24 protein-coding genes and 2 pseudogenes are annotated in these 23,234 nt (G+C 72.1%); 16 read left to right on the top strand and 10 right to left on the bottom strand.

Annotated elements, in window-relative coordinates:
- Positions 1-91: 91 nt before the first annotated feature.
- The gene (locus ACH4VX_RS23860) at positions 92-535 is read right to left on the bottom strand and encodes an SRPBCC domain-containing protein (protein ID WP_398369871.1); all 444 of its coding nucleotides are present in this window, start codon (positions 533-535) and stop codon (positions 92-94) included.
- A 140-nt stretch (positions 536-675) separates the two neighbouring features.
- Between ACH4VX_RS23860 and ACH4VX_RS23855 the strand changes: the two genes are divergently transcribed.
- Positions 676-1,119: a DNA-binding protein gene (locus ACH4VX_RS23855; RefSeq protein WP_398369869.1), complete on the top strand. Its 444-nt coding sequence runs from the start codon at positions 676-678 to the stop codon at positions 1,117-1,119.
- An 8-nt stretch (positions 1,120-1,127) separates the two neighbouring features.
- On the opposite strand, the gene ACH4VX_RS23850 is transcribed toward ACH4VX_RS23855, so the two are convergent.
- Positions 1,128-1,787 (bottom strand): lysophospholipid acyltransferase family protein, encoded by a 660-nt coding sequence (locus tag ACH4VX_RS23850; protein WP_398369868.1) that lies wholly within the window; start codon positions 1,785-1,787, stop codon positions 1,128-1,130.
- Between the two features lie 328 nt (positions 1,788-2,115).
- On the opposite strand from ACH4VX_RS23850, the gene ACH4VX_RS23845 reads away from it, so the two are divergent.
- Genes ACH4VX_RS23845 through ACH4VX_RS23830 form a run of 4 tightly spaced genes read left to right on the top strand, consistent with a single transcriptional unit; the run spans position 2,116 to position 6,253 of the window.
- The gene (locus ACH4VX_RS23845; RefSeq protein ID WP_398369894.1) at positions 2,116-2,529 is read left to right on the top strand and encodes an SRPBCC family protein; all 414 of its coding nucleotides are present in this window, start codon (positions 2,116-2,118) and stop codon (positions 2,527-2,529) included.
- Between the two features lie 31 nt (positions 2,530-2,560).
- A complete protein-coding gene (locus ACH4VX_RS23840; RefSeq protein ID WP_398369867.1) occupies positions 2,561-3,097 on the top strand; it encodes a (2Fe-2S)-binding protein in 537 nt (178 codons plus the stop codon).
- On the top strand, positions 3,098-4,093 hold the full coding sequence (locus tag ACH4VX_RS23835; RefSeq protein ID WP_398369865.1) for an FAD binding domain-containing protein: 996 nt from the start codon (positions 3,098-3,100) through the stop codon (positions 4,091-4,093).
- Positions 4,094-4,123: 30 nt separating this feature from the next.
- Positions 4,124-6,253, top strand: coding sequence for a xanthine dehydrogenase family protein molybdopterin-binding subunit (locus ACH4VX_RS23830; protein ID WP_398369864.1), 2,130 nt, complete (start codon positions 4,124-4,126; stop codon positions 6,251-6,253).
- Here the strand turns inward: ACH4VX_RS23830 and ACH4VX_RS23825 are convergent.
- Positions 6,231-7,040, bottom strand: coding sequence for a pentapeptide repeat-containing protein (locus ACH4VX_RS23825; RefSeq protein WP_398369862.1), 810 nt, complete (start codon positions 7,038-7,040; stop codon positions 6,231-6,233). The two genes, ACH4VX_RS23830 and ACH4VX_RS23825, sit on opposite strands and share 23 nt — an antisense overlap.
- A gap of 205 nt (positions 7,041-7,245) precedes the next feature.
- Between ACH4VX_RS23825 and ACH4VX_RS23820 the strand changes: the two genes are divergently transcribed.
- On the top strand, positions 7,246-8,217 hold the full coding sequence (locus ACH4VX_RS23820; RefSeq protein WP_398369861.1) for a pirin family protein: 972 nt from the start codon (positions 7,246-7,248) through the stop codon (positions 8,215-8,217).
- A 409-nt stretch (positions 8,218-8,626) separates the two neighbouring features.
- On the opposite strand, the pseudogene ACH4VX_RS23815 reads toward ACH4VX_RS23820, so the two are convergent.
- Together ACH4VX_RS23815 and ACH4VX_RS23810 are read right to left on the bottom strand one after the other, a co-directional pair.
- A pseudogene (locus tag ACH4VX_RS23815) lies at positions 8,627-8,827 on the bottom strand (IS3 family transposase); the annotation flags it as partial.
- A gap of 133 nt (positions 8,828-8,960) precedes the next feature.
- Positions 8,961-9,296, bottom strand: a pseudogene (locus tag ACH4VX_RS23810) (ATP-binding protein); the annotation flags it as partial.
- Here ACH4VX_RS23810 and ACH4VX_RS23805 point away from each other — a divergent pair.
- From ACH4VX_RS23805 to ACH4VX_RS23770, 8 genes are all read left to right on the top strand, one after another.
- Positions 9,196-10,251 (top strand): low temperature requirement protein A, encoded by a 1,056-nt coding sequence (locus ACH4VX_RS23805; RefSeq protein ID WP_398369859.1) that lies wholly within the window; start codon positions 9,196-9,198, stop codon positions 10,249-10,251. The pseudogene ACH4VX_RS23810 and the gene ACH4VX_RS23805 overlap by 101 nt on opposite strands.
- Positions 10,252-10,557: 306 nt before the next feature.
- The gene (locus ACH4VX_RS23800; RefSeq protein WP_398369858.1) at positions 10,558-11,766 is read left to right on the top strand and encodes an ATP-binding protein; all 1,209 of its coding nucleotides are present in this window, start codon (positions 10,558-10,560) and stop codon (positions 11,764-11,766) included.
- Entirely contained in the window at positions 11,763-12,164 is a 402-nt protein-coding gene (locus tag ACH4VX_RS23795; RefSeq protein WP_398369856.1) for a roadblock/LC7 domain-containing protein, read from the top strand. The genes ACH4VX_RS23800 and ACH4VX_RS23795 overlap by 4 nt, the downstream gene beginning before the upstream one ends.
- Positions 12,161-12,535, top strand: coding sequence for a DUF742 domain-containing protein (locus ACH4VX_RS23790; protein WP_398369854.1), 375 nt, complete (start codon positions 12,161-12,163; stop codon positions 12,533-12,535). The genes ACH4VX_RS23795 and ACH4VX_RS23790 overlap by 4 nt, the downstream gene beginning before the upstream one ends.
- A complete protein-coding gene (locus ACH4VX_RS23785) occupies positions 12,510-13,112 on the top strand; it encodes a GTP-binding protein (RefSeq protein WP_398369852.1) in 603 nt (200 codons plus the stop codon). The genes ACH4VX_RS23790 and ACH4VX_RS23785 overlap by 26 nt, the downstream gene beginning before the upstream one ends.
- 255 nt (positions 13,113-13,367) lie before the next feature.
- Entirely contained in the window at positions 13,368-14,663 is a 1,296-nt protein-coding gene (locus tag ACH4VX_RS23780; RefSeq protein WP_398369850.1) for a cytochrome P450, read from the top strand.
- 105 nt (positions 14,664-14,768) lie between these two features.
- On the top strand, positions 14,769-16,034 hold the full coding sequence (locus ACH4VX_RS23775) for a cytochrome P450 (protein WP_398369848.1): 1,266 nt from the start codon (positions 14,769-14,771) through the stop codon (positions 16,032-16,034).
- Positions 16,031-16,813 carry an enoyl-CoA hydratase/isomerase family protein gene (locus ACH4VX_RS23770; RefSeq protein WP_398369846.1) on the top strand — a complete coding sequence of 261 codons (783 nt, stop codon included), beginning with the start codon at positions 16,031-16,033 and terminating at the stop codon, positions 16,811-16,813. Before ACH4VX_RS23775 ends, ACH4VX_RS23770 begins: the two co-directional genes overlap by 4 nt.
- Before the next feature lie 45 nt (positions 16,814-16,858).
- Here the strand turns inward: ACH4VX_RS23770 and ACH4VX_RS23765 are convergent, their stop codons facing one another.
- Positions 16,859-17,440 carry a DinB family protein gene (locus tag ACH4VX_RS23765; RefSeq protein ID WP_398369893.1) on the bottom strand — a complete coding sequence of 194 codons (582 nt, stop codon included), beginning with the start codon at positions 17,438-17,440 and terminating at the stop codon, positions 16,859-16,861.
- 101 nt (positions 17,441-17,541) lie between these two features.
- Between ACH4VX_RS23765 and ACH4VX_RS23760 the strand changes: the two genes are divergently transcribed.
- Together ACH4VX_RS23760 and ACH4VX_RS23755 are read left to right on the top strand one after the other, a co-directional pair.
- On the top strand, positions 17,542-18,537 hold the full coding sequence (locus tag ACH4VX_RS23760) for a helix-turn-helix transcriptional regulator (RefSeq protein WP_398369844.1): 996 nt from the start codon (positions 17,542-17,544) through the stop codon (positions 18,535-18,537).
- 57 nt (positions 18,538-18,594) lie between these two features.
- Positions 18,595-19,521, top strand: a complete 927-nt coding sequence (locus ACH4VX_RS23755; protein WP_398369842.1) for a GNAT family N-acetyltransferase — start codon at positions 18,595-18,597, stop codon at positions 19,519-19,521.
- A gap of 35 nt (positions 19,522-19,556) precedes the next feature.
- Here the strand turns inward: ACH4VX_RS23755 and ACH4VX_RS23750 are convergent, their stop codons facing one another.
- Genes ACH4VX_RS23750 through narH form a run of 4 tightly spaced genes read right to left on the bottom strand, consistent with a single transcriptional unit; the run spans position 19,557 to position 23,234 of the window.
- A complete protein-coding gene (locus ACH4VX_RS23750; protein WP_398369840.1) occupies positions 19,557-20,114 on the bottom strand; it encodes a vitamin K epoxide reductase family protein in 558 nt (185 codons plus the stop codon).
- 50 nt (positions 20,115-20,164) lie between these two features.
- On the bottom strand, positions 20,165-20,887 hold the full coding sequence (narI, locus tag ACH4VX_RS23745) for a respiratory nitrate reductase subunit gamma (RefSeq protein ID WP_398369838.1): 723 nt from the start codon (positions 20,885-20,887) through the stop codon (positions 20,165-20,167).
- Positions 20,887-21,693, bottom strand: a complete 807-nt coding sequence (narJ, locus tag ACH4VX_RS23740) for a nitrate reductase molybdenum cofactor assembly chaperone (protein ID WP_398369836.1) — start codon at positions 21,691-21,693, stop codon at positions 20,887-20,889. The genes narI and narJ overlap by 1 nt, the downstream gene beginning before the upstream one ends.
- A complete protein-coding gene (gene narH / locus ACH4VX_RS23735; protein ID WP_398369834.1) occupies positions 21,690-23,234 on the bottom strand; it encodes a nitrate reductase subunit beta in 1,545 nt (514 codons plus the stop codon). Before narH ends, narJ begins: the two co-directional genes overlap by 4 nt.

Raw genomic sequence — 23,234 nt, 5'->3', positions numbered from 1 at the left:
GGCTCAAGCCGGGCCCACTGGCCGTTCGTCAGATCCCCACGTCCCACGGGACATGATCATGAACGAACAAGATCCACTTTCGCAACAGACCCTAGACGTCTTCGGCCAGGAAGGCGGTCAGGCTGTCGAGGAGCATGGTGCTGCCCTGCTCGGCCATGTCGCGTTCCTCCGCCGTGTCGCAGGTCTGGCGGACCGCGATCCGCGTCCGGTCGCCGTCCTCGGCGAGCTCCACGGTCATCGACGACGGCTCGGGCTTCCCGGGCACGTCCATCCCCACCACCAGCAGGCGGTTCTCGGCGACGTCGAGGTAGGACCCGGTCAGCGGGAACTCGCCGCCGTCCGGCGTGACGACGGTGGCCTTCCAGGCGCCGCCCGGCCGTACGTCCATCTCGACGGAACCGGGAACGGCGTACGCCCACCGGGCGTACCGGTCCGGAGTGGTCCACGCCTGCCACACCCTGCCCGTGGGGGCGTCCAGCGTGCGGGTCAGGTGGTAGGAGAAGGCGTTGTCCGTGGTGGTCCGCTCGGCGCTCATGGCGTTGTCCCCTCGTCTTGTGTCCCGGTCGGCGGGTGGGTCCGTCGCACGGGTAGACGTGCGGGGGTGCGGGAAGTCATCGCTCCCCTGTGAGGAATTTTTCGTTGACAACGAAATGTTCATCCTGCGATCCTCGTCCCATGTCCTCGACCACCCCCGCACAGCCCGACGACCCCTTCACCCCGCCGAGTTCCGACGCGGCGCGAGCGCAACGGGTGCACGCCTCCCTGTTCCGCATCGCCGAACGGCACGCGGCCACGGACGGACAACGCCGCCGCCAGATCCACCCCGGCGTGATCGGTCCGCACGAGGCGGTCAGGCTCGTGGCCTTCCTGCTCAGCGGTGCCGCGTTGCCCGAGGACGGCGAACCCGAGGTGGACCGCGCGGACATCACCGCCGCGCTGAGCCTCGTACCGCGTGCCCGCGCGGAGATGGACGAACTGGAGGTCGGACTCCTCGAGATGGCGCGCGGACGCGGCATGACCTGGCCCGAGATCGCCTTCGGCCTCGGCCTGCGCAGTCCGCAGGCCGCCCGGCAGCGCTACGAACGCCTGGCCGGCCGCACCGACACGGACGACCGGTAGCCGATCGGTCAGCCGTCGTGGGCCGGCTCGCCCACGGCCCGGGCGGCTCGCCGCCAGGCGGCGCCGACCGCCCGGTGCGCCGCCTCCGTGCCGGCCGCCGTCCCGGACGGCAGGTGCACGGGCCGGCCGATGTGCACGTGGAGGCGCGGACGGCGCAACGGAGCGGTGAGCACACCGGCCAGTTGCTTCGCGGCCGGTCCGGAGGCCAGCCGCCGGGCCCCCGCCTGGCCCACGGGGACGACCGCGGCGCCGGTGGCGGCCGAGAGCCGTGCCGGACCGGTACGGAACGGCCGGGGCGCGGCACACCCCGCGTCCCGGCGTGACGGCAGGCCACCCTCCGCGTAGATGAGCACATGGCGTCCCGACCGCACCGCCTCCGCGGCGGCCTCCAGCGCGTCCGCCGCGCGGGCCGACCCCCGGTGCACGGGAACGTGCCCGCCCTTCGACAGGGCGCGCCCCAGCACCGGCACCCGCCACAGCCCTGCCGTCGCCAGGACGGCCGGTGTCACGCCCACCCCGCGCAGGGCGGCCAGCACGAGTGCCGGGTCGGCCATCGAGTCGTGGTTGGCGACGAAGACACTGCCCGCGGGGAACGGTCCGTCGGTCTCACGGGTGACGGTGAGCCGCCCGAACAACGGCAGCAGGACGGCGGCGGCACGGCTGAGCAAGGGACGTCCTTCCGGCAGACGGGATTCCTGCCGGTCAGCTTCGGACGCGGCGTGCTCCCCGCGCCTGAGTACGCGTACTCGGGTCGGCGGCGCCGCCTACTCGGCTCAGGACCGGGACCACGGCTGAATCACCTCCGGACACCCTGGGTACCCGCCGGGTCCCGCGCGGATACGCCGCGCCGCTCCGCCACGGAGGGCTGTCATGGCCGACCTCGACCCGACCGGCCCGCGGAAGGCGGCCTCCGGCACCGGGCAGCGCCGTGTCACCGGGCTGTCCGCGCGGCAGCCCCGGCCCGCCAGGCACACCGAACCCAGGGACGGTACCGCGATGACCGAGTACGAGCGTTCACACACGATGCCCGCATCACCCGAGCACGTCTTCGACCAGGCGGCCAACATCGACCAGATGGGCGACTGGCTGCCCGAGGCCCTGCACGTGCACGCCGAGGAGCTGCCCGCCGTCACCGTGCACGAGGACCACTCCGACGAGGACACCTCCGCGCTGTTCCGTGCCCGGCGGGACCAGATGCGGCTCGAATGGGGCACGCGTGAGCAGGGCAGCTACACCGGCTGGCTGCAGGTCGCCGGTATCGACAGCGGGGCCAGCGAGGTCACGGTGCACCTGTCCTTCTTCGAGGACAGCCACGACCCGGGCGAGAAGGCCGTCGGTGACGCCCTGGACACCAGCCTGCGGCGCCTGGAGGAACAGGTACGGCTCCGTGTCGACAACGCCGCCGGCTGACCGTCCACCCGTCCGGAAGGCCACCCACGCCATGAGCGACGAGCCCACCCACGAGCACCGCTCGGAAACCGCACTCGGGATCAACGGCAAGCCGCACACCCTCCTCCTCGACCACCGGCGGGTCCTGCTGGACCTCCTGCGCGAGGACCTCGGTCTCACCGGGGCCAAGAAGGGCTGCGACCACGGCCAGTGCGGGGCCTGCACCGTCCTGGTCGACGGCCGCCGCGTCAACAGCTGCCTGCTCCTGGCCGTCTCCCTGGACGGCTGCGACGTCACCACGGTCGAGGGCCTCACCGACGGCGACGACGGCCTGCACCCGCTGCAGCAGGCCTTCCTCGACCGGGACGCCTTCCAGTGCGGGTACTGCACACCGGGACAGATCTGCTCCGCCGTCGGCGCCCTCGCCGAGGCCGCGGCAGGCCACCCGTCCCACGTCACCGACCCGGCCACCCCCTCGGGATGCCCCGTCGCGCTGGACGCCGCCGAGATCCGCGAGCGGCTCAGCGGCAACCTGTGCCGCTGCGGCGCCTATCCGCACATCGTCGAGGCCGTGCGGGACGTGATCTGAGTGGAACCCTTCGGATACGTACGGGCCGGCACCGTCGAGGAGGCGGCCGAGGCGCTCGCCGCACATCCCGGCGCACGCTGCCTCGGCGGCGGCACCAACCTCGTCGACCTGATGAAACTGGGCGTGGAACACCCCGGTGTCCTCGTCGACGTCAGCCGTCTGCCGCTGGACACGGTGGAGGAACTGCCCGACGGCTCCGTGCGCGTCGGCGCCACCGTCCGCAACAGCGACCTCGCCGCCCACCCTCTGGTCCGCGACCGCTGCCCCGCCCTGTCCCAGGCGCTCCTCGCCGGCGCCTCCGGACAGTTGCGCAACGCCGCGACCATCGGCGGCAACCTCCTCCAGCGCACCCGCTGCCCCTTCTTCCAGGACCTGTCCAAACCGTGCAACAAGCGCGCACCGGGCAGCGGCTGCGGCGCCCGGGAGGGCACCCACCGCGACCACGCGGTGCTCGGCCACTCCGAACACTGCATCGCCACCCACCCCTCGGACATGGCGGTCGCCCTGGCCGCCCTGGACGCGCGCGTGGAGCTGTACGGCGGTCAGGGCGCCCGGGACGTCCCGGCGGACCGGTTCCACCGGCTCCCCGGGGACCACCCGGAGCGGGACACCGGGATCCGGCCCGGCGAACTGATCACCGGCGTGGTGCTCCCGGCCGCCACGGCGTCGCTGCCCTCCGCCTACCGCAAGGCCCGCGACCGCGCCTCGTACGCGTTCGCCCTGGCGTCGGTCGCCGCCGTCCTGGACACGGCGGACGACGGCACCGTCGCCCACGTGGGGCTCGCCTTCGGCGCGCTCGCCCACAAACCGTGGCGGGCCGAACGCGCCGAGGCCGCGCTGCGCGGCGCCCCGGCGACCGCGGACGCCTTCGCCCACGCCGTCGACCTGGAACTCGAGGCGGCCCGGCCGCTGCGGGACAACGGCTACAAGGTGCCCCTCGCCCGCAGTCTCGCCGTGGACGTCCTGACCCGGCTCGCGACACCCTCCCGGACCTGAACCCCCGTCCGGCTCCCCACAGGAGGACCCATGACCGGCACCGGTACCGCGTCGGGTGCCCCGGCCGAACGCCGCGAAGGACGCCAGAAGGTCACCGGCGGCGCCCGCTACGCCGCCGAGCACCCCCTGCCGGACCGCGCCCACGCCTGGCCCGTACCGGCCACCGTCGCCCGCGGCCGGGTGACGGCCGTCGACACCACGGCCGCCCTCGGCCTGCCCGGCGTCCTGACCGTGCTCACCCACGAGAACGCCCCCCGGCTCACCGGGCCCGACGACCCCACCCTGGCCGTGCTGCAGGACTCCCGCGTGCCGCACCGCGGCTGGTACGTCGCGCTCGCCGTCGCCCGGTCCCCGGAAGAGGCCCGTGCCGCCGCGGCGGCCGTCCGGGTCGAGTACGCCGTGGAGGAGCACGACGTGAGCCTCACCGCGGACCATCCCGGGGCGTACGAGCCGGAGACCGCCAACGCCGGGCATCCGGCCCGCCGCGAGTACGGGGATCCCGACAGCGCCTTCGCCGCCGCTCCCGTCCGGGTCGACGTCTCCTACCGTGTGCCGCCGCTGCACAACCACCCCATGGAGCCCCACACCAGTACGGCACAGTGGGAAGGCGACCGCCTCGTCGTCCACACCTCCAGCCAGGGCGGCACCGCGGTGCGCGCCGCACTCGCCGCGCTGTTCGGGCTGCCCGAGGACCGGATCACCGTCGATGCCGGCCATGTGGGCGGCGGCTTCGGCTCCAAGGGCACCCCGCGTCCCGACGTCGTGCTCGCCGTCATGGCCGCCCGCGAGACCGGCCGGCCGGTGACCGTCGCCCTGCCCCGCCGCCACCTGCCCGCCGTCGTCGGCCACCGGGCCCCCACCCTGCACCGGCTCCGCCTCGGCGCCGGCACCGACGGCCGGCTGACCGGTCTGACCCATGAGATCGTCACCCACAGCTCCCGCATCAAGGAGTTCGTGGAACAGGCGGCGGTCCCCGCACGCGTCATGTACGCCACCCCGAGCAGCCGGACGCTCCACCGCGTGGTCCGGCTCGACGTGCCGAGCCCCTCCTGGATGCGCGCCCCCGGTGAGTCGCCCGGCATGTACGCCCTGGAGTCGGCGATGGACGAACTCGCCACCGCCCTCGGCATGGACCCGGTCCGGCTGCGCCTCCTCAACGAACCCGAGCGTGAACCGGACAGCGGCAAACCGTTCAGCAGCAGGCACCTCACGGAGTGTCTGCGCGAGGGCGCCCGCCGCTTCGGCTGGGACCGCAGGGACCCCCGTCCCCGCGCCCGGGCGGAGGGACCGCTGCTCGTCGGCACGGGCGTCGCGGCGGCCACCTATCCCGTCCTCGTCCAGCCGTCCACCGCGGAGGCACGCGCGCTGCCGGACGGGACCTTCGTCGTCCGTGTCAACGCCACCGACATCGGCACCGGGGCCCGTACCGTGCTCGCCCAGGTGGCGGCGGACGCCCTCGGCGTGCCGCTGGAGCGGGTACGGACCGAGATCGGTGACAGCGACCTGCCGTCCGCGTCCCTGGCCGGAGGGTCCTCCGGGACCGCCTCCTGGGGATGGGCCGTGCACGACGCCTGCACCGGGCTGGCGGATCGACTGGCAGGACCTACGGGCCCGTTGCCAGGCGAGGGCATCACCGTCCACGCCGACACGTCGGGCCGGGCCGATGCCGACAGCCCTTACGCCCGGCACGCCTTCGGCGCGCACTTCGCCGAGGTCACCGTCGACTCCGTCACCGGCGAGGTGCGGGTGCGCCGGATGCTCGGTGTCTTCGCAGCCGGACGGATCCTCAACGCCCGCACCGCACGCTCCCAGTTCATCGGCGGCATGACCATGGGGCTGGGCATGGCGCTGACCGAGGGCAGCACGATGGACGCCGTGTTCGGCGACTTCACCGAGTCCGACCTGGCGTCGTACCACGTGCCCGCGCACGCCGACGTGCCCGCCGTCGAGGCGCACTGGATCGACGAGGACGACACCCACCTCAACCCGATGGGCAGCAAGGGGATCGGCGAGATCGGCAACGTGGGCAGCGCGGCCGCCATCGGCAACGCCGTCCACCACGCCACCGGCGTCCGCTTCCGCGAACTCCCGCTGACCCCGGACAAGGTGCTCGCCGGACTGCCGGGGCCGCCCGCGCCTACCAGTGGGCGGGCCGGCTGAGGGCGGGAGGCAGTACGGTGGCCGCGTCGCCCCTGGCCGCGTTGAGCTGCGCCTGGGTGAGGAAGAGCGCGCCGGTGAGGTCGGCGCCGCGCAGGTCCGCGTCGCGCAGATCGGCGCCGATCAGGTCCGCGTCGCGCAGATCGGCCCCGGCGAGGTCGGCGGCGACGAGGAGGGCGCCGCGCAGGCTGGCACCCCTGAGGTCGGCGCCGGACAGCTTCGCGCCGATCAGATCGGCTCCGCGATGGTCCCTCCTGCGGCCCGGGACCCGGGCGCGGGCCAGTTCGCTGGCCCGCAGCAGCAGCGGGTTGACCTCGCCGCGCAGCGCGTTCACGTCCAGGCCGGTGATCGACTCGGCGCTGCCGCGGGTCAGGCCCTCGATGTGGGCCAGCGCCTTCCGCAGTTCCTTGTGGACGGGGCGGGCCGGCGCGAGGTCGAGGGCCTCGGTGACGTAGTAGAGCAGCTCGTGCAGCTGCCGCATCACGGGGAAGACCTGGAACATGGAGCGCGCCGTCTTCGGCGCCCGGCGCCAGTCGGTGCCGCCGAAGGTGACCTGGGACACCTTCTGTCCGGCGCCGAAGCAGTCGAAGACGGTGCAGCCGGGGTAGCCCTTGTCGCGCAGCCGCTCGTGGATGCCGCAGCGGAAGTCCTGCTGGAGGTTGGAGCAGGCCTGTCCGGCGGCCTTGTCGGCCGCGAAGTCGGCGGATCGGGCGAAGGGCAGGGCCACGCAGCACAGACCGAAGCAGTCGGCGCAGTCGGCCCGAAGGTCTTCGTGGTCCCCGGAGTCCACGGGGATTTCGTGCTGTGGTGACACCGTGCGGGCTCCCGTTGTGCGACGAGCGGTCGGCGCCCATTCTCGCAGACGGTTCACCCGCGGATTCTCGGGGACGGCCGAAGACTCACGGCCTTCGGCGCGCGATCCTGGGGCGTCCGTCCTATGATCGACCCAATAAAGTTGAATCTCGAACTTTTCTGTGGTGGTGGAGGATCGGCGCATGAGCAACACGGAAACGCACCCGACGGAGTCGATCTGCGGCGCGGACGTCGACGGACCGCCCCCGCCGGGCATCGAGGTCCTCACCCCGAGGGACGTGCCCCTCGGCGGCCCCCGGGCCATGCGGGTGCGGCGGACCCTGCCCCAGCGGGCGCGGACACTCATCGGGGCCTGGTGCTTCGCCGACCACTACGGCCCCGACGACATCACCGAGTCCGGGGGCATGCGGGTGCCGCCGCACCCGCACACCGGCCTGCAGACGGTGAGCTGGCTGTTCAGCGGCGAGATCGAACACCGAGACAGCCTCGGCAGCCACGCCTTCGTCCGGCCCGGCGAACTCAACCTCATGACCGGCGGGTACGGCATCAGCCACTCCGAGGTCTCCACCCGGAGCACCGGGATCCTGCACGGCGCGCAGCTGTGGGTGGCGCTGCCCGGGGAACACCGCGACACGGCCCGGGACTTCCAGCATCACGTCCCCGCCCCGGTCGCGCTGGACGGCGGAGAGGCCCGCGTCTTCCTGGGCGCGCTCGCCGGCGACACCTCACCGGTGCGCACCTTCACCCCGCTGCTCGGCGCCGAGATCACCCTGGAACCGGGCGCACGCGTGACCCTCGACGTCGACCCCGGCTTCGAACACGGAATCCTCGTCGACAGCGGCGACATCCTCCTCGCCGATACACCCCTGAAGCCGGCCGAACTCGGTTACGCGCCCCCCGGCCGCACCGCCCTCACCCTGTCCAACCGGGCGACGGGGCCGGCCCGGCTGCTGCTCCTGGGCGGGCCGCCCTTCGAGGAGGAGATCGTCATGTGGTGGAACTTCATCGGCCGGTCGCATGAGGAGATCGTGCAGGCCCGCGAGGACTGGATGAAGGGAACCCGCTTCGGTGAGGTACACGGATACGACGGGACTCCACTGCCCGCGCCGGAGCTGCCGAACGCTCCTCTGAAGCCGCGAGGGAGGATGCGCTGACCTGCGAAAACGTGGGCTCTGAACCAAGGGACTCAGGATCGCTGCTGCGCCCGCCCGGTGACGTGGCCATCCCCTGGCGCGGGCCTTCGGTTCCCGCCTCCTGGCACCTCTGAAGCTTTCCGCGGTTCTCGATGTATGGGCATCTGCGGGCAGCTTCAGTCGAACCAACGCTTACCTTTTGCCGACTTTCCTGAGGGGTCGTCAGGTAGGTGGTGGGATGGAGTCCTCTCCACTCGCCCTGTTCGTGAGACGCCCTCGGCGCTGCAGCACTTCGCTGATGCAGTCTCTGGGGCCGGCGGGCTCGTCCCGTGGCGGCCTGCCGAGCATGACAGTGTGTGCTGTTTGCGGGAACCCGACAAGCGGTGTACTTGGTGGGGTCTGACGCAGGTTCGGGCGACAGGTGTGGGCACGCGGCCTGGAGGGTCGGCGTGGTCATGACGGTCTCGAATTCGATGGGGGTCAGCCTGCCGAGTGGGGCTTGTCTGCGGCGTCGGTGGTAGGTCCGCTCGATCCAGGTCACGATCGCGATCCGGAGTTCTTCGCGGGTGGCCCGGACACGGCGGTCGAGCGCCCGGACGAACTTCCGGGAGCGGAACTGCCGTCTTGCAGCGCGTGTGATGGGCGCCGTCCTCAGCCATGTGACCGGTCGACGACGGGTACGGCGGTGACAGGGTTGTGGCCCCCGGCGGCCGGTTGCATGACGAAACCCGCCACTTGGTGGTCAGTTCGGCCCAGACGACACGTCCGGGCCGGCCCGGTGCCCGGGTGACCGCCCAGTCGCCGCTCGACGCGTCGGCCAGGAGCAGTCCGCGTCCGTTCCGGTCGTCGGGGCCGGGCCTGCGGAGCATGGGCAGTTCCGGGCCGCGGGCCTGGTCCTCGACCTCGACGCGGATCCGGTCGGCCAGTATGTGCAGCCGGCAGACGATCCGTTCCCCGGCCGCGTGGGTGAGCGCGTTGGTGAGGAGCTCCGAGGCCACGATGGCAGCGTTGTCGCGCACCTCGTCGGCGACGCCCCGCGCGGTGAGCAGTTCACGCACACCGCCACGGGCGGTACGGGCCGAGGCTGGGGTCGCCGGCAGGCCGAACGCGCGGGTCTCCGTACGGCGTTCGGCCCCATGGGGCCCGGAGGCGAGACGGCCGGGGCCGTCCGGCCAGGGGAGTGGAGCCGTCGGCCCCTTCACCCCGGCGATGTTCGCGATCAGCGTCGCCTGGATCGGCTTCAGCGGGTTCTTTTTCGCGTTCGCCACCGACGACTGGCTCTACCGGGCCCTGACCATGGTGCAGATGGTGGGCGTCGTCGTCTTCTCCCTCGGCCTGCCGGCGATGTTCCACTCGATCGGGGAGGGCGAGTACCTGGAGCTGCGCGCCATGGTGATCGGGTACGTCGTGATACGGATCGCCATGGTGCTGCAGTGGTGGCGCGCGGCCCGCGAGTCTCCCCCGTTCCATGACGTGGGGATGCGGAACATCCGTTGGACCGTGCTGGTCCAACTCGCCTGGATCGTGGTGGGATTCACGCATCTGACGCTCGCGGTGGCGTTCGTCGCCTTCGCCGTGCCGGGGGCCTTGGAACTGCTGCTGCCGCTGCTCGCCCAGGGCCGCGCCGGCGGCACGCCGTGGCACCCCCACCACGTCGCGGAACGGTACGGCCTGTTCGCGATCATCACGCTCGGTGAGGGAGTGGTCGGCGCCGTCGCCTCGTCCGGTGATCTCCTGGGCGGCGCGGCCGGGACGGACTGGAGCGCGAACGCGGTCGCCGTGGTGCTGTCGCCGGCCCTGCCGGTCGGCCTCTGTCTGCTGATGGCGTATCTGCTGCACACGCTGCTGCTGTCCGCGGGAGACGGGTGCCATCTGCTGCTGGTCTCCCTCACCCTCACGGTCCTGGCCGCGGCGGTGCTCCTCGCCGCCGCCGGGGTGGGGGTGGCGGTGTGTCTGCTGGTGGTGATGCTCGCCCCGTTCGCCACCGTGGTCGGCTACGAGACGATCGGCCACCGTCACCAGCGGCGGATGCCGCGGAACCTCCGTACGGAGTGAGGTCTTGTCGACGCCGGTTTCCGTGGTGTCCGTACGGTCGGCGGGTGCCGTTGTGTGGGTCTGGTGAGAGTGTCCAAGTGACTGTCGGAGTAGGCGAGTCAGGGCACTTGAACTGATAAGATCATCAAACTTTCAGTAGGCTGGCGACGCGTCATGAACGCGTACGGGGGACAGTCTCTAAGGCCCCATCGCTGAGGAGTTGAGGCTTGGCCCGCCGTAGGCCCGCGCCGTTCGACGGCCCGGACTCGTCCCACGCATGCGCGGACCTGCCGAACTCCCGGCGCGATGCGACTTGAAGAGAGTCTCATGACGTCATTGACCGGGGATCCGCTGTTGTGGATCCTGCTTGTGGTGCTCGTCGCTGCGGTGTTCGCAGTGCAGCGGGCCCGGAGAACCAATCTGGCGCTCCGAAGAACGAAGAAGGACCTGGAGACCGGACTGGGCCAGGCCCAGGGCCGGATCGATCAGCTCCAGGGGCACATCGCCTCCCTGGACACCCGGCACCGCGGTGACCTCGCGGACGTCCGGGCGGACGCGGAGTCGTCGACCAAGGCGGTGCTGAAGTCGGCGATGGGCACGCTCCAGTCGCTCGCCGAGGAGCAGCAACTGCTGCTGGACGGGCTGTTGCAGAAGTACGGCAACGACACCGAGGTGCTGGCGGACCTGATGTCGGTGGACCACACCGGCAGCCAGTTCGGCCGCCGGGCCAAGGGCATCTCGGTGCTGTGCGGCGGGTGGCTGGGCCGGCGCGAGGGCGTGGCGACCGTCTACGACGTGGCCCGCAGCGCGCAGGGCCGCATCAAGGACTTCAACCGGGTGAGCATCCACGCGCAGGCCAGTGTCGCCGTCGCCAGCAAGGCCGTCGAGCCGGTTGCGGTGGTGCTCGCCGAGCTGCTGGACAACGCGACCACGTACAGTGCTCCGGGCACACCGGTCGAGGTCAACATCCAGGCCGTGCCGACGGGCGTGTGCTTCATCGTCGACGACGCCGGCCTGGGCATGGACCAGGAGACCAAGGACCGGGCGGCGACGCTGCTGTCCGCCGACGGCCCCGTCGACATCACCGGTCTCGGTGACCCGCCCCGGTTCGGGTTCGCGGTGTGCGGCATGCTCGCCGCGCGGTACGGCTTCGCCGTCTCCGTCGGGTCGGTGTCCCCCTACGGCGGAGTGCGTGCAGTGATCCGTGTGCCGGAAAGCCTTCTGGCGGCCGAGGCCGTCACTCCCGCCGAACCCGTCCGGGAGCCGGCGGACCGGGACCAGGACAGTGCGCCGCAGCGGCTGGCTCCCGTCCCGGTGGGCCCCTCGCATGTGGTGGGCACGACGAACGGCGGGCTGCCCAAGCGCCGTCGGCGTCAGGGCCCCATCTCGGTGGTGCCGGCCCCGGAGCCCACTGCCGGTATCGACCAGCAGACGTCCGAGTCGGCCGGCGAGGTGACCGCGTCGCGCCTGGGGGCGTTCGCGCGCGGCACCCAGCTCGGGCGGACCAACACCACGGAAGGACCTGACCACCAGTGAACACCGACCTGTCGTGGGTGCTGAACGATGTGCTCGAGGTGCGTGGTGCCCGCCACGCGGTCCTCGTCTCGGGTGACGGCCTGCTGCTGCAGCGTTCGGACGAGATCTCACGCGACGACGCCGAGACGAACGCCGCCGCGATGAGCTCCATGCAGTCCCTGAGCCGGGCGGTCGCCGGTTTCGTCGGGGCGGGGCACGGCATCTGGAAGCAGACGCTGCTGGAGTACGACGGCGGCTGGATCTTCCTCATCGCCGCCGGATCGGGCGCCTACCTCGCCGTCTCGGCGGCGCCGGACGTCGACATGGAGGCGGTGTCGTTCCGTATGCAGAAGACGGTGCTGGCGCTGAGCAAGGCGATGAGCGTGGCCCCGCGCTCGGACAACGGTGTCGGCGTATGACGACGCCCGGCGAAGAAGCACCCGTCACCAGTGACTTCGTCCGCTCCTACGTCATCACGGGCGGCCGGAGCCTGCCGTCCTCGGACGAACTGGCGCTGCACACCTTGGTCACCCTGGCTCCCGAGCGGACGCTTCCGCTCGGGGCCGGCCCCGAGGTCAGGGCGATCTGGGAGCTGTGCGCGGGTGGCTACCTGTCGGTCGCCGAGGTGGCGGGCCATCTCGGCCTGCCCGTCGGGGTGGCCCGGCTGCTGCTCACCGATTTAGCCGAGCAGGGGCACCTGCTGCGCAGGGCCGAGCCACCCCGGGCCCGGAACGTTGACAGAGCGACCCTCGAGAAGGTTCTGCATGGACTCCAATCCCTCATCGGCTGAGACGGCCCAGAAGTCCATCTACGTCTCCAGCGCGGTGACCAACGCCGCCAAGATCCTCGTCGTCGGGCATTTCGCCGTGGGCAAGACGACCTTCATCGGTTCGCTGTCGGAGATCACTCCGCTGCGCACCGAGGAGAAGATGACCCAGGCGTCCGTCCACGTCGACGACCTCCGGGGCGTGGCGGACAAGACCACCACCACGGTCGCCCTGGACTTCGGCCGTCTCACCCTGAGCGACGACCTGGTGCTGTACCTGTTCGGTACCCCGGGACAGCAACGCTTCATGCAGCTGTGGGAGGACATGGCCCGCGGCGCGCTCGGGGCACTGCTCCTGGTCGACCCGGGACGTCTGGAGGAGACCTTCCCGGTCATCGACCTCATCGAGCGGTACGGCCTGGAGTACGCCATCGCCGTCAACTGCTTCGACCCCGCCGCCACCTACAGCGAGGCCGAGGTGCGCGAGGCGCTCGACCTGCTCCCGGACACCCCTGTCGTCTACTGCGACGCCCGCGACCAGCAGTCGTCCGCCAAGGCGCTGATCGCACTGGTGAGACACCTGCTCGAGCGCGCCGCCTGACCGCCGCGCGCCCGCCCGGACCGGGAGCAGCGGTTCCCGGATCACTAAGGAAGACTTCGTGACTCCGCTCCCCCTCCCGAAGGAGGGGGGCTTCCAACCCGAAAGTTGCGGTCCAGCCCGAACCGATCCCTTGTGGGACAGTCAGAAACGTACACCAGGGATGCGATTCCCCCACCGGCTGATGCCGGTGGTTCCCTCGAAAGAGTTCCGATGGATCATCACTCCCCGTCTGCGGCTACCGCCGCCAGATGCCCCATGCACGACGCCGCGTTCGCCGCCGACCCCCAGCAGGTGTACGACCGGCTGCGCGCCCACGCCCCGGCCGGCCCCGTCGAACTCGCCCCCGGCGCCGACGCCACGCTGGTCGTCGGGCACGAAATGGCCCTGCGCGTGCTGCAGAACACCGAGCTGTTCGCCCGTGACTCCCGCCGCTGGAAAGCGCTCAACGAGGGCCGCATCGGCATGGACAACCCGGTGCTTCCGATGATGGCGTACCGGCCCAACTGCCTGTTCACCGACGGTGCGGTGCACCTGCGGCTGCGCAAGGCCGTGGTGGACAGCCTGGCCCGGCTCAGCACCACGCGCATCCGGCGCGACGTCGAGCCGATCGCGGACTACCTCATCGACCGGTTCAGCGAGCGCGGCCGGGCCGATCTGCTGAACGACTACGCCAAGCTGCTGCCGCTGCTGCTGTTCAACCGGCTGTTCGGCTGCCCGGCGGACATCGGTGACACCATCACCACCTCCCTGTCGGCGATATTCGACGCCAAGGACGCGCTGCGCGCCAACGAGGATCTCACCCACGCCCTCATGGAGCTGATCGCGCTCAAGCGCCGCCGGCCCGGTGACGACGTCACCTCCTGGCTGATCCAGCACCCGGCCGGGCTCACCGATGAGGAGCTCAAGGACCAGCTGGCGCTGTTGATGGGCGCCGGCATCGAACCGGAGCGCAACCTCATCGGCAGCGCCCTGGTGCTGCTGCTGTCCGGGGCGGGCGGCCGGCAGAGCGGCATGCTGATCGAGGAGGCGCTCGATCACGTGCTGTGGAACCAGACGCCCATCGCCAACTACGCCACCCACTATCCGGTGCAGGACGTCGACCTGGGCGGTCATGTGGCGGAGGCCGACACCCCGGTGATGATCTCCTTCGCGGGCGCCAACAGCGACCCCGCGCTGGCCGAGGCCCGCCGCGCCCACAGCAAGGGCGCCCATCTGGCGTGGGGAGCCGGTCCGCACGCCTGCCCCGCCAAGGACCCGGCGCAGGTCATCGCGACCACCGCGATCGAACGGCTGCTCAACGCGCTGCCCGACCTCACCCTGGCCGTACCGGAGAAGGACCTGCAGTGGCGGCCGGGACCGTTCCACCGGGCCCTGGTCGCGCTGCCGGTGACGTTCAGTCCCACGCCGGCCACCCGGATGGCGGCCGCGCTCCAGGACCGGGCCGCGGCACCGGGTGCGCAGCAGCCACTCCCGGCGTCCGCACCGGTACGGCAGGAACCGGCGCGGAAGAAGGGATTCTGGAGCGGCTTCCTGGACATCTTCCGTGTCTGATGCACCGCATGTGACAGGAGCAACACACAGGGGCGCATGACACGAGTGGGTGGAAGGGTAGGTTCCGGCGGTAGTGATCACAGTGCCCAGCAAAAGGAGCCCTGCGTGACCGCCGTTGGCGACATACGCGGTACCGCCACCGACCGCCGAGCCGTCATCTCCCTCATCCGACGCCTGCGTTCGGCTGAAGGACAGGCCAACCCCCTACCCGTATGGGAAGAGTTGCGCGCCCTGGGGGACGTCGTACCCGCCCCCTGGGGTGGCTACTTCGTCACCGGTTTCGAGGCATGCAGCCAGGTCCTGCGCAGCAGGAACTGGCTCGTGCCGGACTTCGCCTGGCAGGAGCGGCAGCCCGACCCGAGACGCTGGCAGGAGCTGGCCACCCAGGAGCTCACCGGTACCCTTTCCCGTCTCAACCCCCCGACGCACACCTGCCAGCGACGCGCGCTGGGCAACCCGTTCGACCGCGCCACCCTGGAGGGCATGCGCCCCCGGATCGCCGCTCTCACCTCCGGCCTCCTGGACGACCTGGAGGACCACCTGCGCACCGACGGGGAGGCCGACTTCGTCCACACGGTCGGCGAATTCCTCCCGGTCCGCACGATCTCCGAGTGGCTCCGCATCCCCGAGGAGCACCTCGCGCACATCCTGGACTTCGCCCACCGGCAGGCCTACGCCCAGGAACTGTTCCCCACCAGGGACGAACTCGCGCAGGCGGCCCGTGCCACGTTGGAGATGCGGGTCTTCTTCACCGAACTGATCCGCGACCGGCGGGCCCGCCCTGGCAACGATGTCCTCACCGGCTGGATCCGCTACTGGGACGCGCAGTACCCGGACGACCGGGCCGCCGCGGACCAGGTGATCTACCACCTCACGATGTTCGTCACCATCGCCTCGCTGGAGACCAGCGCGGTCCTGCTGACCAACGCGGTGCGGTTCGCCACCGAGGACCCCGCCCGGGCGGAGTGGCTCCGTGCGCACCCGGAGCACATCGAGGACCTGGTGGAGGAGGCTCTGCGCTACGACCCTCCGGTCTGGCTCAACTCCCACATCGCCGCCGACGACACCGTCCTGGCCGGCACCCCCATGGCCAAGGACACCACCGTCCACATACTGTACGGTTCGGCGGCCCACGATCCCCGGCGCAACCCGGACCCGCATGTTTTCGACATCCGGCGCGGCGGCGGCCATATCACCTTCGGCAGCGGCGCCCACTACTGCCTCGGCGCGGCCCTGGCGCGCTCCGAGGCCCGGGAACTGATCGCCCAGGTGCTGGAGCGCTTCCCGACCCTGCGGCCCACCGCACCGCCCGCCTACGACACCTCCCGGCTCGTCTTCCGCCGTATCACCTCCTTGAAAGTAACGACATGAATGCCGCGTCCCTCGCCGGACTCCCCGCCGACCGGATACTCAAGACCCTGCGCACCTACCGGCAGGGTCCTCTCCTCACCGTCGAACTGAACGTCCCCGAAGAGGGCAACGCCGTCACCGACGCCATGCTGGAGGATCTCCTCACCGTCCTCGACGAGCAGGACCCGGCGGTACGGGTCCTGGTTCTGGCCGCCGCCGGAGACGAGTTCTGTCTCGGCGGTGACCGGCGCGAGTTCCCCCGGCACCTCGCCGACGACCCCGCCGGCGGCGGCGTCCGTGTCAACGGGACGAAGGCCCTGCGTGTGTGCGAGGCCCTCACCGCCAACCCCGCCGTCACCATCGCCCGCGTCCAGGGCAGGGCCGTCGGCGCCGGCGTCGGACTCGCGCTCGCCTGCGATCTGCGCGTGGGCGCGGACACCGCGTCCTTCCGCCTGCCCGAGCTCGCCCTCGGACTGCCCCCCGCCTGGGGCGGGTTGCTCCCCCGCCTGATCAGCGAGGTGGGGGCCGCCCGTGTGCGGGAGCTGATCCTCACCGCACGTGTCTTCGACGCCCAGGAGGCCCTCGGTCTGTCGGTCCTCCATCGGGCCGTGCCGCGGGACGAGCTCGACGACGCCGTCATGGCCTGGGCCAAACCCGTCCTACGGCGGTCGGCCTCCGCCCTGCGGGTCACCAAGGCCATGTTCAACTCGCTCACCGCCACCACCCGACTCGCCGATACCTCGGTGTTCGATCCCGAACTCCTGGCGGCGGTCCTCACCCAGCAGCACCGGCCCGGCTGACCGCGGGCGTGCCGCTCGGCGGGCGGACGCGGCGATCCGCGCCGGTCAGGTGGACGTCTGCCCGTCGAGCGCCTCGCGCAGGATGTCGGCGTGTCCCGCGTGCTGCGCGGTCTCGGCGATGAGGTGCGCCAGCACCCCGCGCACGCTGCGCACCGCCCCCGGCTCGTGCCAGGGAGCCTCGGGCAGCGGATGGGCCGCCGACAGGTCGGGCACGGAGGCCACGATCTCCTCGCTGCGGGCGGCGACCCGCCCGTAGCGCGCGAGGATGCCGTCCAGGGTGTCGCCGGGCAGCATCCGGAAGTCGTTCCGATGGTCGATCGCCCACTGCGGGACCTCGCGGGCGGTACCGGCCGCGAGATCGGCCCAGGTGACGCCGTCGGGCAGATCGTGGCGCATCGCGGACGGGCCCTCGGTCACGAAGGCCGTCCACGCCTCCTCGACCGACGCGACGTGCTTGATCAGCCCGCCCAGGCACAGGGCGCCGACCGTCGGGCGCACACCGGCCTGTTCGTCGCTCAGTCCGCGCGTCGTGGCGGTCAGGGACGCCCGCGCGGTCGCGAGCGCGGCGAGCAGATCGGCCCGCTCGGCGTCGAGGGCGGGCGGTCGGGGCGTGGCGGTGGTGGTCACGGTGATCAGGTCCTTCTGGTCGTCGTCGTGGTCGGACACGAGAGGACCGTCGCAGGGGAAGCGGCCAGGTGATGTCCTCTTCCCGGGGCAGTATCGACGGCATGCCGAAAACCTCAGCCCGTCTGCTCTCCCTGCTCTCCCTGCTCCAGGCCCGCCGCGACTGGCCGGGGGCGCTGCTGGCCGAGCGGCTGGGGGTGAGCCCGCGGACCGTACGCCGTGACGTCGACCGGCTGCGCGAACTCGGCTATCCCGTCGCCGCCTTCAAGGGACCCGACGGGGGGTACCGGCTGGACGCCGGCACCCGGCTGCCGCCGCTGCTGTTCGACGACGAGCAGGCCGTCGCCCTCGCCGTCGCGCTGCGGACCGCCGCCACCACGGGCGCCGCGATCCGGGAGGACGCGGCCCGCGCCCTGGCCACCGTCCGGCAGGTCATGCCCGCGCGGCTGCGCCACCGCGTCGACACCCTCCGGGTGACCACCGTGGAGCCGTCCACGGCCCGGCCGCAGCCGTCCGTCGACGGCGCGCTGCTCATGACGCTGAGCGCCGCCGTCCACGCCGGCGAAGTGCTGCGCTTCGACTACGCCGCCTCGCCGCCGGAGGACGCCGCGCGTCCGCCGCGCCGGGTGGAGCCGCACCATCTCGTCAGCCGGGGCGGACGCTGGTACCTCGTCGCCTTCGACCTCGACCGTGCCGACTGGCGCACCTTCCGCGCCGACCGGATCGCCCCGCGCAGCCCGGCGGGGCCACGCTTCGCACCGCGCGAGGTACCCGGGGGCGACGTGGCGGCCTTCGTCACCGGCAGGTTCCGGGGTGCGGACGGCCCGGGCGAGTGGCCCTGCCGCGGCGAGGTGATCCTGGACCTGCCCGCCGCCACCGTGGCCCGCCACGCCCACGACGCCGTCGTCGAGGAGCTCGGCCCCGACCGCTGCCGGCTCGTCCTGGGCTCCTGGTCGTGGACCGCCCTCGCCGCCGGCGTCGGACGGTTCGACGCCGCCGTCGAGGTCGTCGGCCCGCAGGAACTCAAGGACGCCTTCGCGGTCCTGGCACGCCGTTACGCCCGTGCGGCGTCCGGTGCGCCCGGTGCGCCCGGTGTGTGATCAACAGTCCCGAAAAGCCGTTGCGCCCAGGGCCCGGTCACCGGATTCTTGGGCCTCATGCCCTACGCACTGCGTCCCGCGGCGCTCACCGACGCGCCCGCCGTCACCGAACTGCTCAACAAGGTCGACGAGATCGAGATCGGCCGGCCCGAGACCGACCTGCACACCGTCGAGGCCGATCTCAAGCATCCCGGTACCGATCTGGAGCGGGACTCCTGGCTCATCTGGGACGGGGACCTCCTGGTGGCGTACGGGCTGCTGTGGGACGGGTCCGGCGGCGAGCGCATCGGCATCGACCAGTACACCCTGCCCGGACACCAGGGGGCCGCCGCCCGGATGCTGGAGGCGATGGAGGCCAGGGCGCTGGAGAAGGCCCGGGAGAACGGGGCGGCGCGGGCGGTGGTGCATCTGTACCTCAACGCGGCGCCCACGCTGGACACCGGACTGTTCCGGGCGCGCGGCTGGCGGGTCGTACGCCGGTACCACGTACTGCGCCGCCCCCTGGACCCCGCGCGGGACCCGGTGCCGGAGGTCCCCGTCGGCGTGCGGGTGCGGAACTGCGCCGCCGAGGCGGACCGGTCGCGGGTCCACGAGCTGTACCAGGCGTCCTTCGCCGACCACTTCGACTTCCAGCCCCGCACCTACGACACGTGGCTGCACGACATCGACGCCGAGGGACTGGACTGGTCCCTGGTGTGGATCGTCGGCACCGAGGACCTGGGGGACGCCGGCTTCCTGCTCGCGCGGGACGACCGCGAGGCCATGGGGTGGATCCGCAGCCTCGGTGTCCTGCCCGAGGCGCGCGGCCGCGGACTGGGCGGATTCATGCTGCGGCACGCGTTCGCGGCCTTCGCGGCACGCGGCCGGGACACCGTCGGGCTCGGCGTGGACACCGGGAACGCCACGGGAGCACCCCGGTTGTACGACCGCCACGGCATGACGGTCCACTACGCCGTCGACACATGGGAGGTGACGGTCGGCTGACGTCGGCGCATCGGTCCCGGCGCACCCGGCATCGGTTACAACAGGCTGCTCCAGTACGTCCAGAAACGGGTCAGGACGAGCAGCACGACCACGCCGTACCAGCCGGCCAGCAGCAGCCAGTGGCTCTCCAGGACCAGGTCCAGGGCGGCGCGACCGTGCCGGGGCACGGGAAGGACGCCGTGCGCGCAGTTGCGCAGGGTCACGTACCAGAACAGGGCGATGGTCACGACCCAGACGACGGCGCAGTACGGGCAGAGGCGGTTGAGTTCGTACAGCGACTGCCAGATCAGCCAGTGGACGAACCCCACCGCCGCCAGCGCCCCGCCGTTCAGCGTCAGCCACAGCGCCCGGTGGAGCCGTGCCCCCGTCAGTACGGTCACGCCGAGGACGGCCACCGCGGCGAAGGCGCCCAGGCCGATCAGCATGTTGGGAAAGCCCAGCAGATTCCCCTGCGGGCTCGCCATGGCGCTGCCGCAGCCCACCACCGTGCTGACGTCGCACGACGGCACGTAGCCGGGGTCCTTGAGCAGACGCCAGTCGTCGACCGCGAGGCGCAGGGAGGCGAGCCAGCCGACGGCCCCGGTCAGCGTCATCAGCCATCCGATACGCCTCCCCGGGACCGTCGTCGTGCCGGCCGCCCCGCTCATACGGCCCGCCGCCCGCCCGGCGTGGTGCCGGCGGCCGTGCGCCGCCGGTAGACCACGTACGGGCGTACGAGGTAGCCGACCGGCGCGCTCCACACATGGACGAGCCGGGTGAACGGCCAGGCGGCGAAGAGCAGGCAGGCGGTGAGGGCGTGGAGCTGGAACAGCAGCGGGGCCCCGGCGATCGCCCCGGGCTCGGGGGAGAGGGTGAACAGCCCGCGGAACCACACCGAGACGGTGGAGCGGTAGTCGTAACCGGCGCCGAAGACGTTGTGGGCGGCGGTGGCGGTGATGCCGAGCAGTACGGTGGCGGACAGCAGCGGGAAGAGGACCTTGTCGCTGCGGTCGGTGCCGAGCCGGATCCGGCGGCTCAGCAGCCGGCGGGCGCACAGCATGCCGAGGCCGGCGACCATGGCGACCCCGGCGACCGAGCCCGCCCATACGGCGGTGGTGTGATACGTGTGCTCGTCGACGCCCACCGCCTCCGTCCAGGAAGCCGGCACCGCGAGGCCGACGACATGCCCGGCGATCACCATGAACGCGCCGAGGTGGAACAGCGGGCTGCCCCAGCGCAGCCACCGGTGCTCCAGGAGCTGGCTGGTGCGCGAGGTCCAGCCGAACTGGTCCTGGCGGTAGCGCCAGACGTGCCCGACGGCGAACACCGCGAGGCAGACGTAGGGGACGGCGACCCAGAGGAGGAGGTCGGCTGCGGAGGTGTTCATCAGCGGTCTTCCTGACGGTGCGCGGCGGACGGCGGAACGCGGGTGGGCGGAGCCTGCTCGGGTGGGACGAACGAGCCCGGCGGCGCGAACTCACCGGCCCCGTACGTCCCGTACGGGTCGATCCCGACGTCCTCGTTCGGCGGGCCCTCGGCGGCCAGTTCGGCCACCGCCCGCAGATCGGCCGCGGTCGGCGGCGGCAGCAGCTCGATCAGCGCCGCGAGGACGTGCCGGTAGGGGGAGTCCGCGTCGGCCAGGGCGTGGTGGATCAGTTCGATGCCGCGCCGGTGCTGGCGCAGCGGGGCCTCGCCCTTGCCGGGGCCGGTCAGCGCGGCGAACTCGAGCACGACCGGGAGGTGGTCGGGGAGTTCACCGCCGTCGGTGTCCCAGCCGGCCGCGCGGTACCGCTGGGCGAGGGTGAGCAGGGCCATGCCGCGGCGGCGGGTGTCACCGTGCAGGTAGTAGGTGAGGTAGAGGCTGCTGCGGCGGCGCAGGTCGAACGTCTCGACGTAGTGCCGCTCCAGGGTCTCCGGATCCTGTCCGGTGAACCAGGCGGCGAACTCGGCCAGGTGTCCGGCCGCGGGTGAGGGCGGCAGCGCCCCGACGGTGGCGGTGAGCACCGGCCGGGCGGCGGTGAGGTCGGCGTCGGGGTACTGCAGCAGCAGCGACATCAGCCGCAGCAGCAGCGCCCGTTGCTCCGTCTCCTCGGGGGTGGGCGGGGCGGTGCGGGAGCCCCGGTCCGGGCGGCGCAGCGCGGCCCGCACCTTGGTGCGCACGATCCCGGGCACGGTGGAGGGCAGCGGGGTCACGGGTGGCCTCCGGCGGGGGTGTCGGTGCCGCGGCGGCGCAGGGTGGGAATGCCGAGCATCACGCGCCGGCCGTCGCCGGGCCCCGGCTCGTCGGCGGTCTCGACGGGGCAGCGGTTCTCCATCGCGGAGAGCGCCGCCGCGTCCTCCTTGTGCGCGGCGGGGACGACGTAGCGGTCGTCGTACTTGGCGACGGCGAGCAGCCGGTGCAGGTCCTCCGCCTCCCGCGCGGTGAGTCCGACCGCCTTGAGCACGGCCTCGTCGCCCTCCTCGCCGAGCGTGCGCTCGCGCATGTAGGAGCGCAGCGCGGTGAGCTTCATCAGGACCCCGCCGACGACATCGGTGTCCCCGGCGCTGAACAGCTCCGCCAGGTACTCCAGGGGGATGCGCAGCCGGGTGACGGCGGCGAACACATGGTCGGGGTCGTCCTGGTTGCCGCCGGCCGCGTCGACGGCGTCGAGGACGGGGGAGAGCGGCGGCACGTACCAGACCATCGGCAGCGTGCGGTACTCCGGGTGCAGCGGGAGCGCCACCTTGTACTTCGACACCAGGGCGTGGACCGGGGAGCGGCGGGCGGCGTCCAGCCAGTCCTCGGGGATGCCCGACTCCCGGGCGGCGGCGATGACTTCGGGGTCGAAGGGGTCGAGGAAGACGCTGCGCTGGGCGTCCAGCAGGTCCTTCTCGTCAGGGGTGGCCGCCGCCTCGCCGACCCGGTCGGCGTCGTACAGCAGCAGGCCGAGGTAGCGCAGCCGGCCGACGCAGGTCTCCGAGCAGACGGTGGGCTGACCGGCCTCGATGCGCGGGAAGCAGAAGGTGCACTTCTCGGCCTTGCCGGTGGCGTGGTTGACGTACACCTTCTTGTACGGGCACGCCGTCACGCACATCCGCCAGCCGCGGCACTTGTCCTGGTCGACCAGGACGATGCCGTCCTCCACCCGCTTGTACATCGCGCCGGACGGACAGGCCGACACACAGGCCGGGTTGAGGCAGTGCTCGCACAGCCGCGGCAGGTGGAAGAGGAAGGTCTGCTCGAACTCGAACTTGACCTTCTCGGCCCACTCCCCGGAGAGGTTGGGGTCGGCACCGGCGTTCTCGGGAGCCCCGCCCAGGCCGTCCTCCCAGTTGGCGCCCCAGGTGATGGCGGTGGGCTTGCCGGTGAGGACGGAGCGGGGCCGGGCGACCGGCATGTCGGGCCCGGCGGGGGCGCTGATGAGGTTGTCGTAGTCGTAGGTGACCGGCTCGTAGTAGTCCTCCAGGGACGGCAGGTCGGGGTTGGAGAACAGCGACAGCAGCCGCTTGACCCGGCCCCCGGAGCGCAGGACCAGGCGCCCGCGCCGGTCGAGCATCCAGCCGCCCTTCCACTGCTCCTGGTCCTCGTAGCGGCGGGGGTAACCGACGCCGGGCTTGGTCTCGACGTTGTTGAACCAGGCGTACTCGACGCCGGTGCGGTTGGTCCACGTCTGCTTGCAGGTGACGGAGCAGGTGTGGCAGCCGATGCACTTGTCGAGGTTCATCACCATCGCGATCTGGGCCATGACGCGCAT

The sequence above is a fragment of the Streptomyces sp. NPDC020731 genome, assembly GCF_044334705.1.
Classification (GTDB): Bacteria; Actinomycetota; Actinomycetes; order Streptomycetales; family Streptomycetaceae; genus Streptomyces.
Note: the sequence above shows the minus strand (reverse complement) of the source record. Positions and strands in the feature narration are given on the sequence as shown.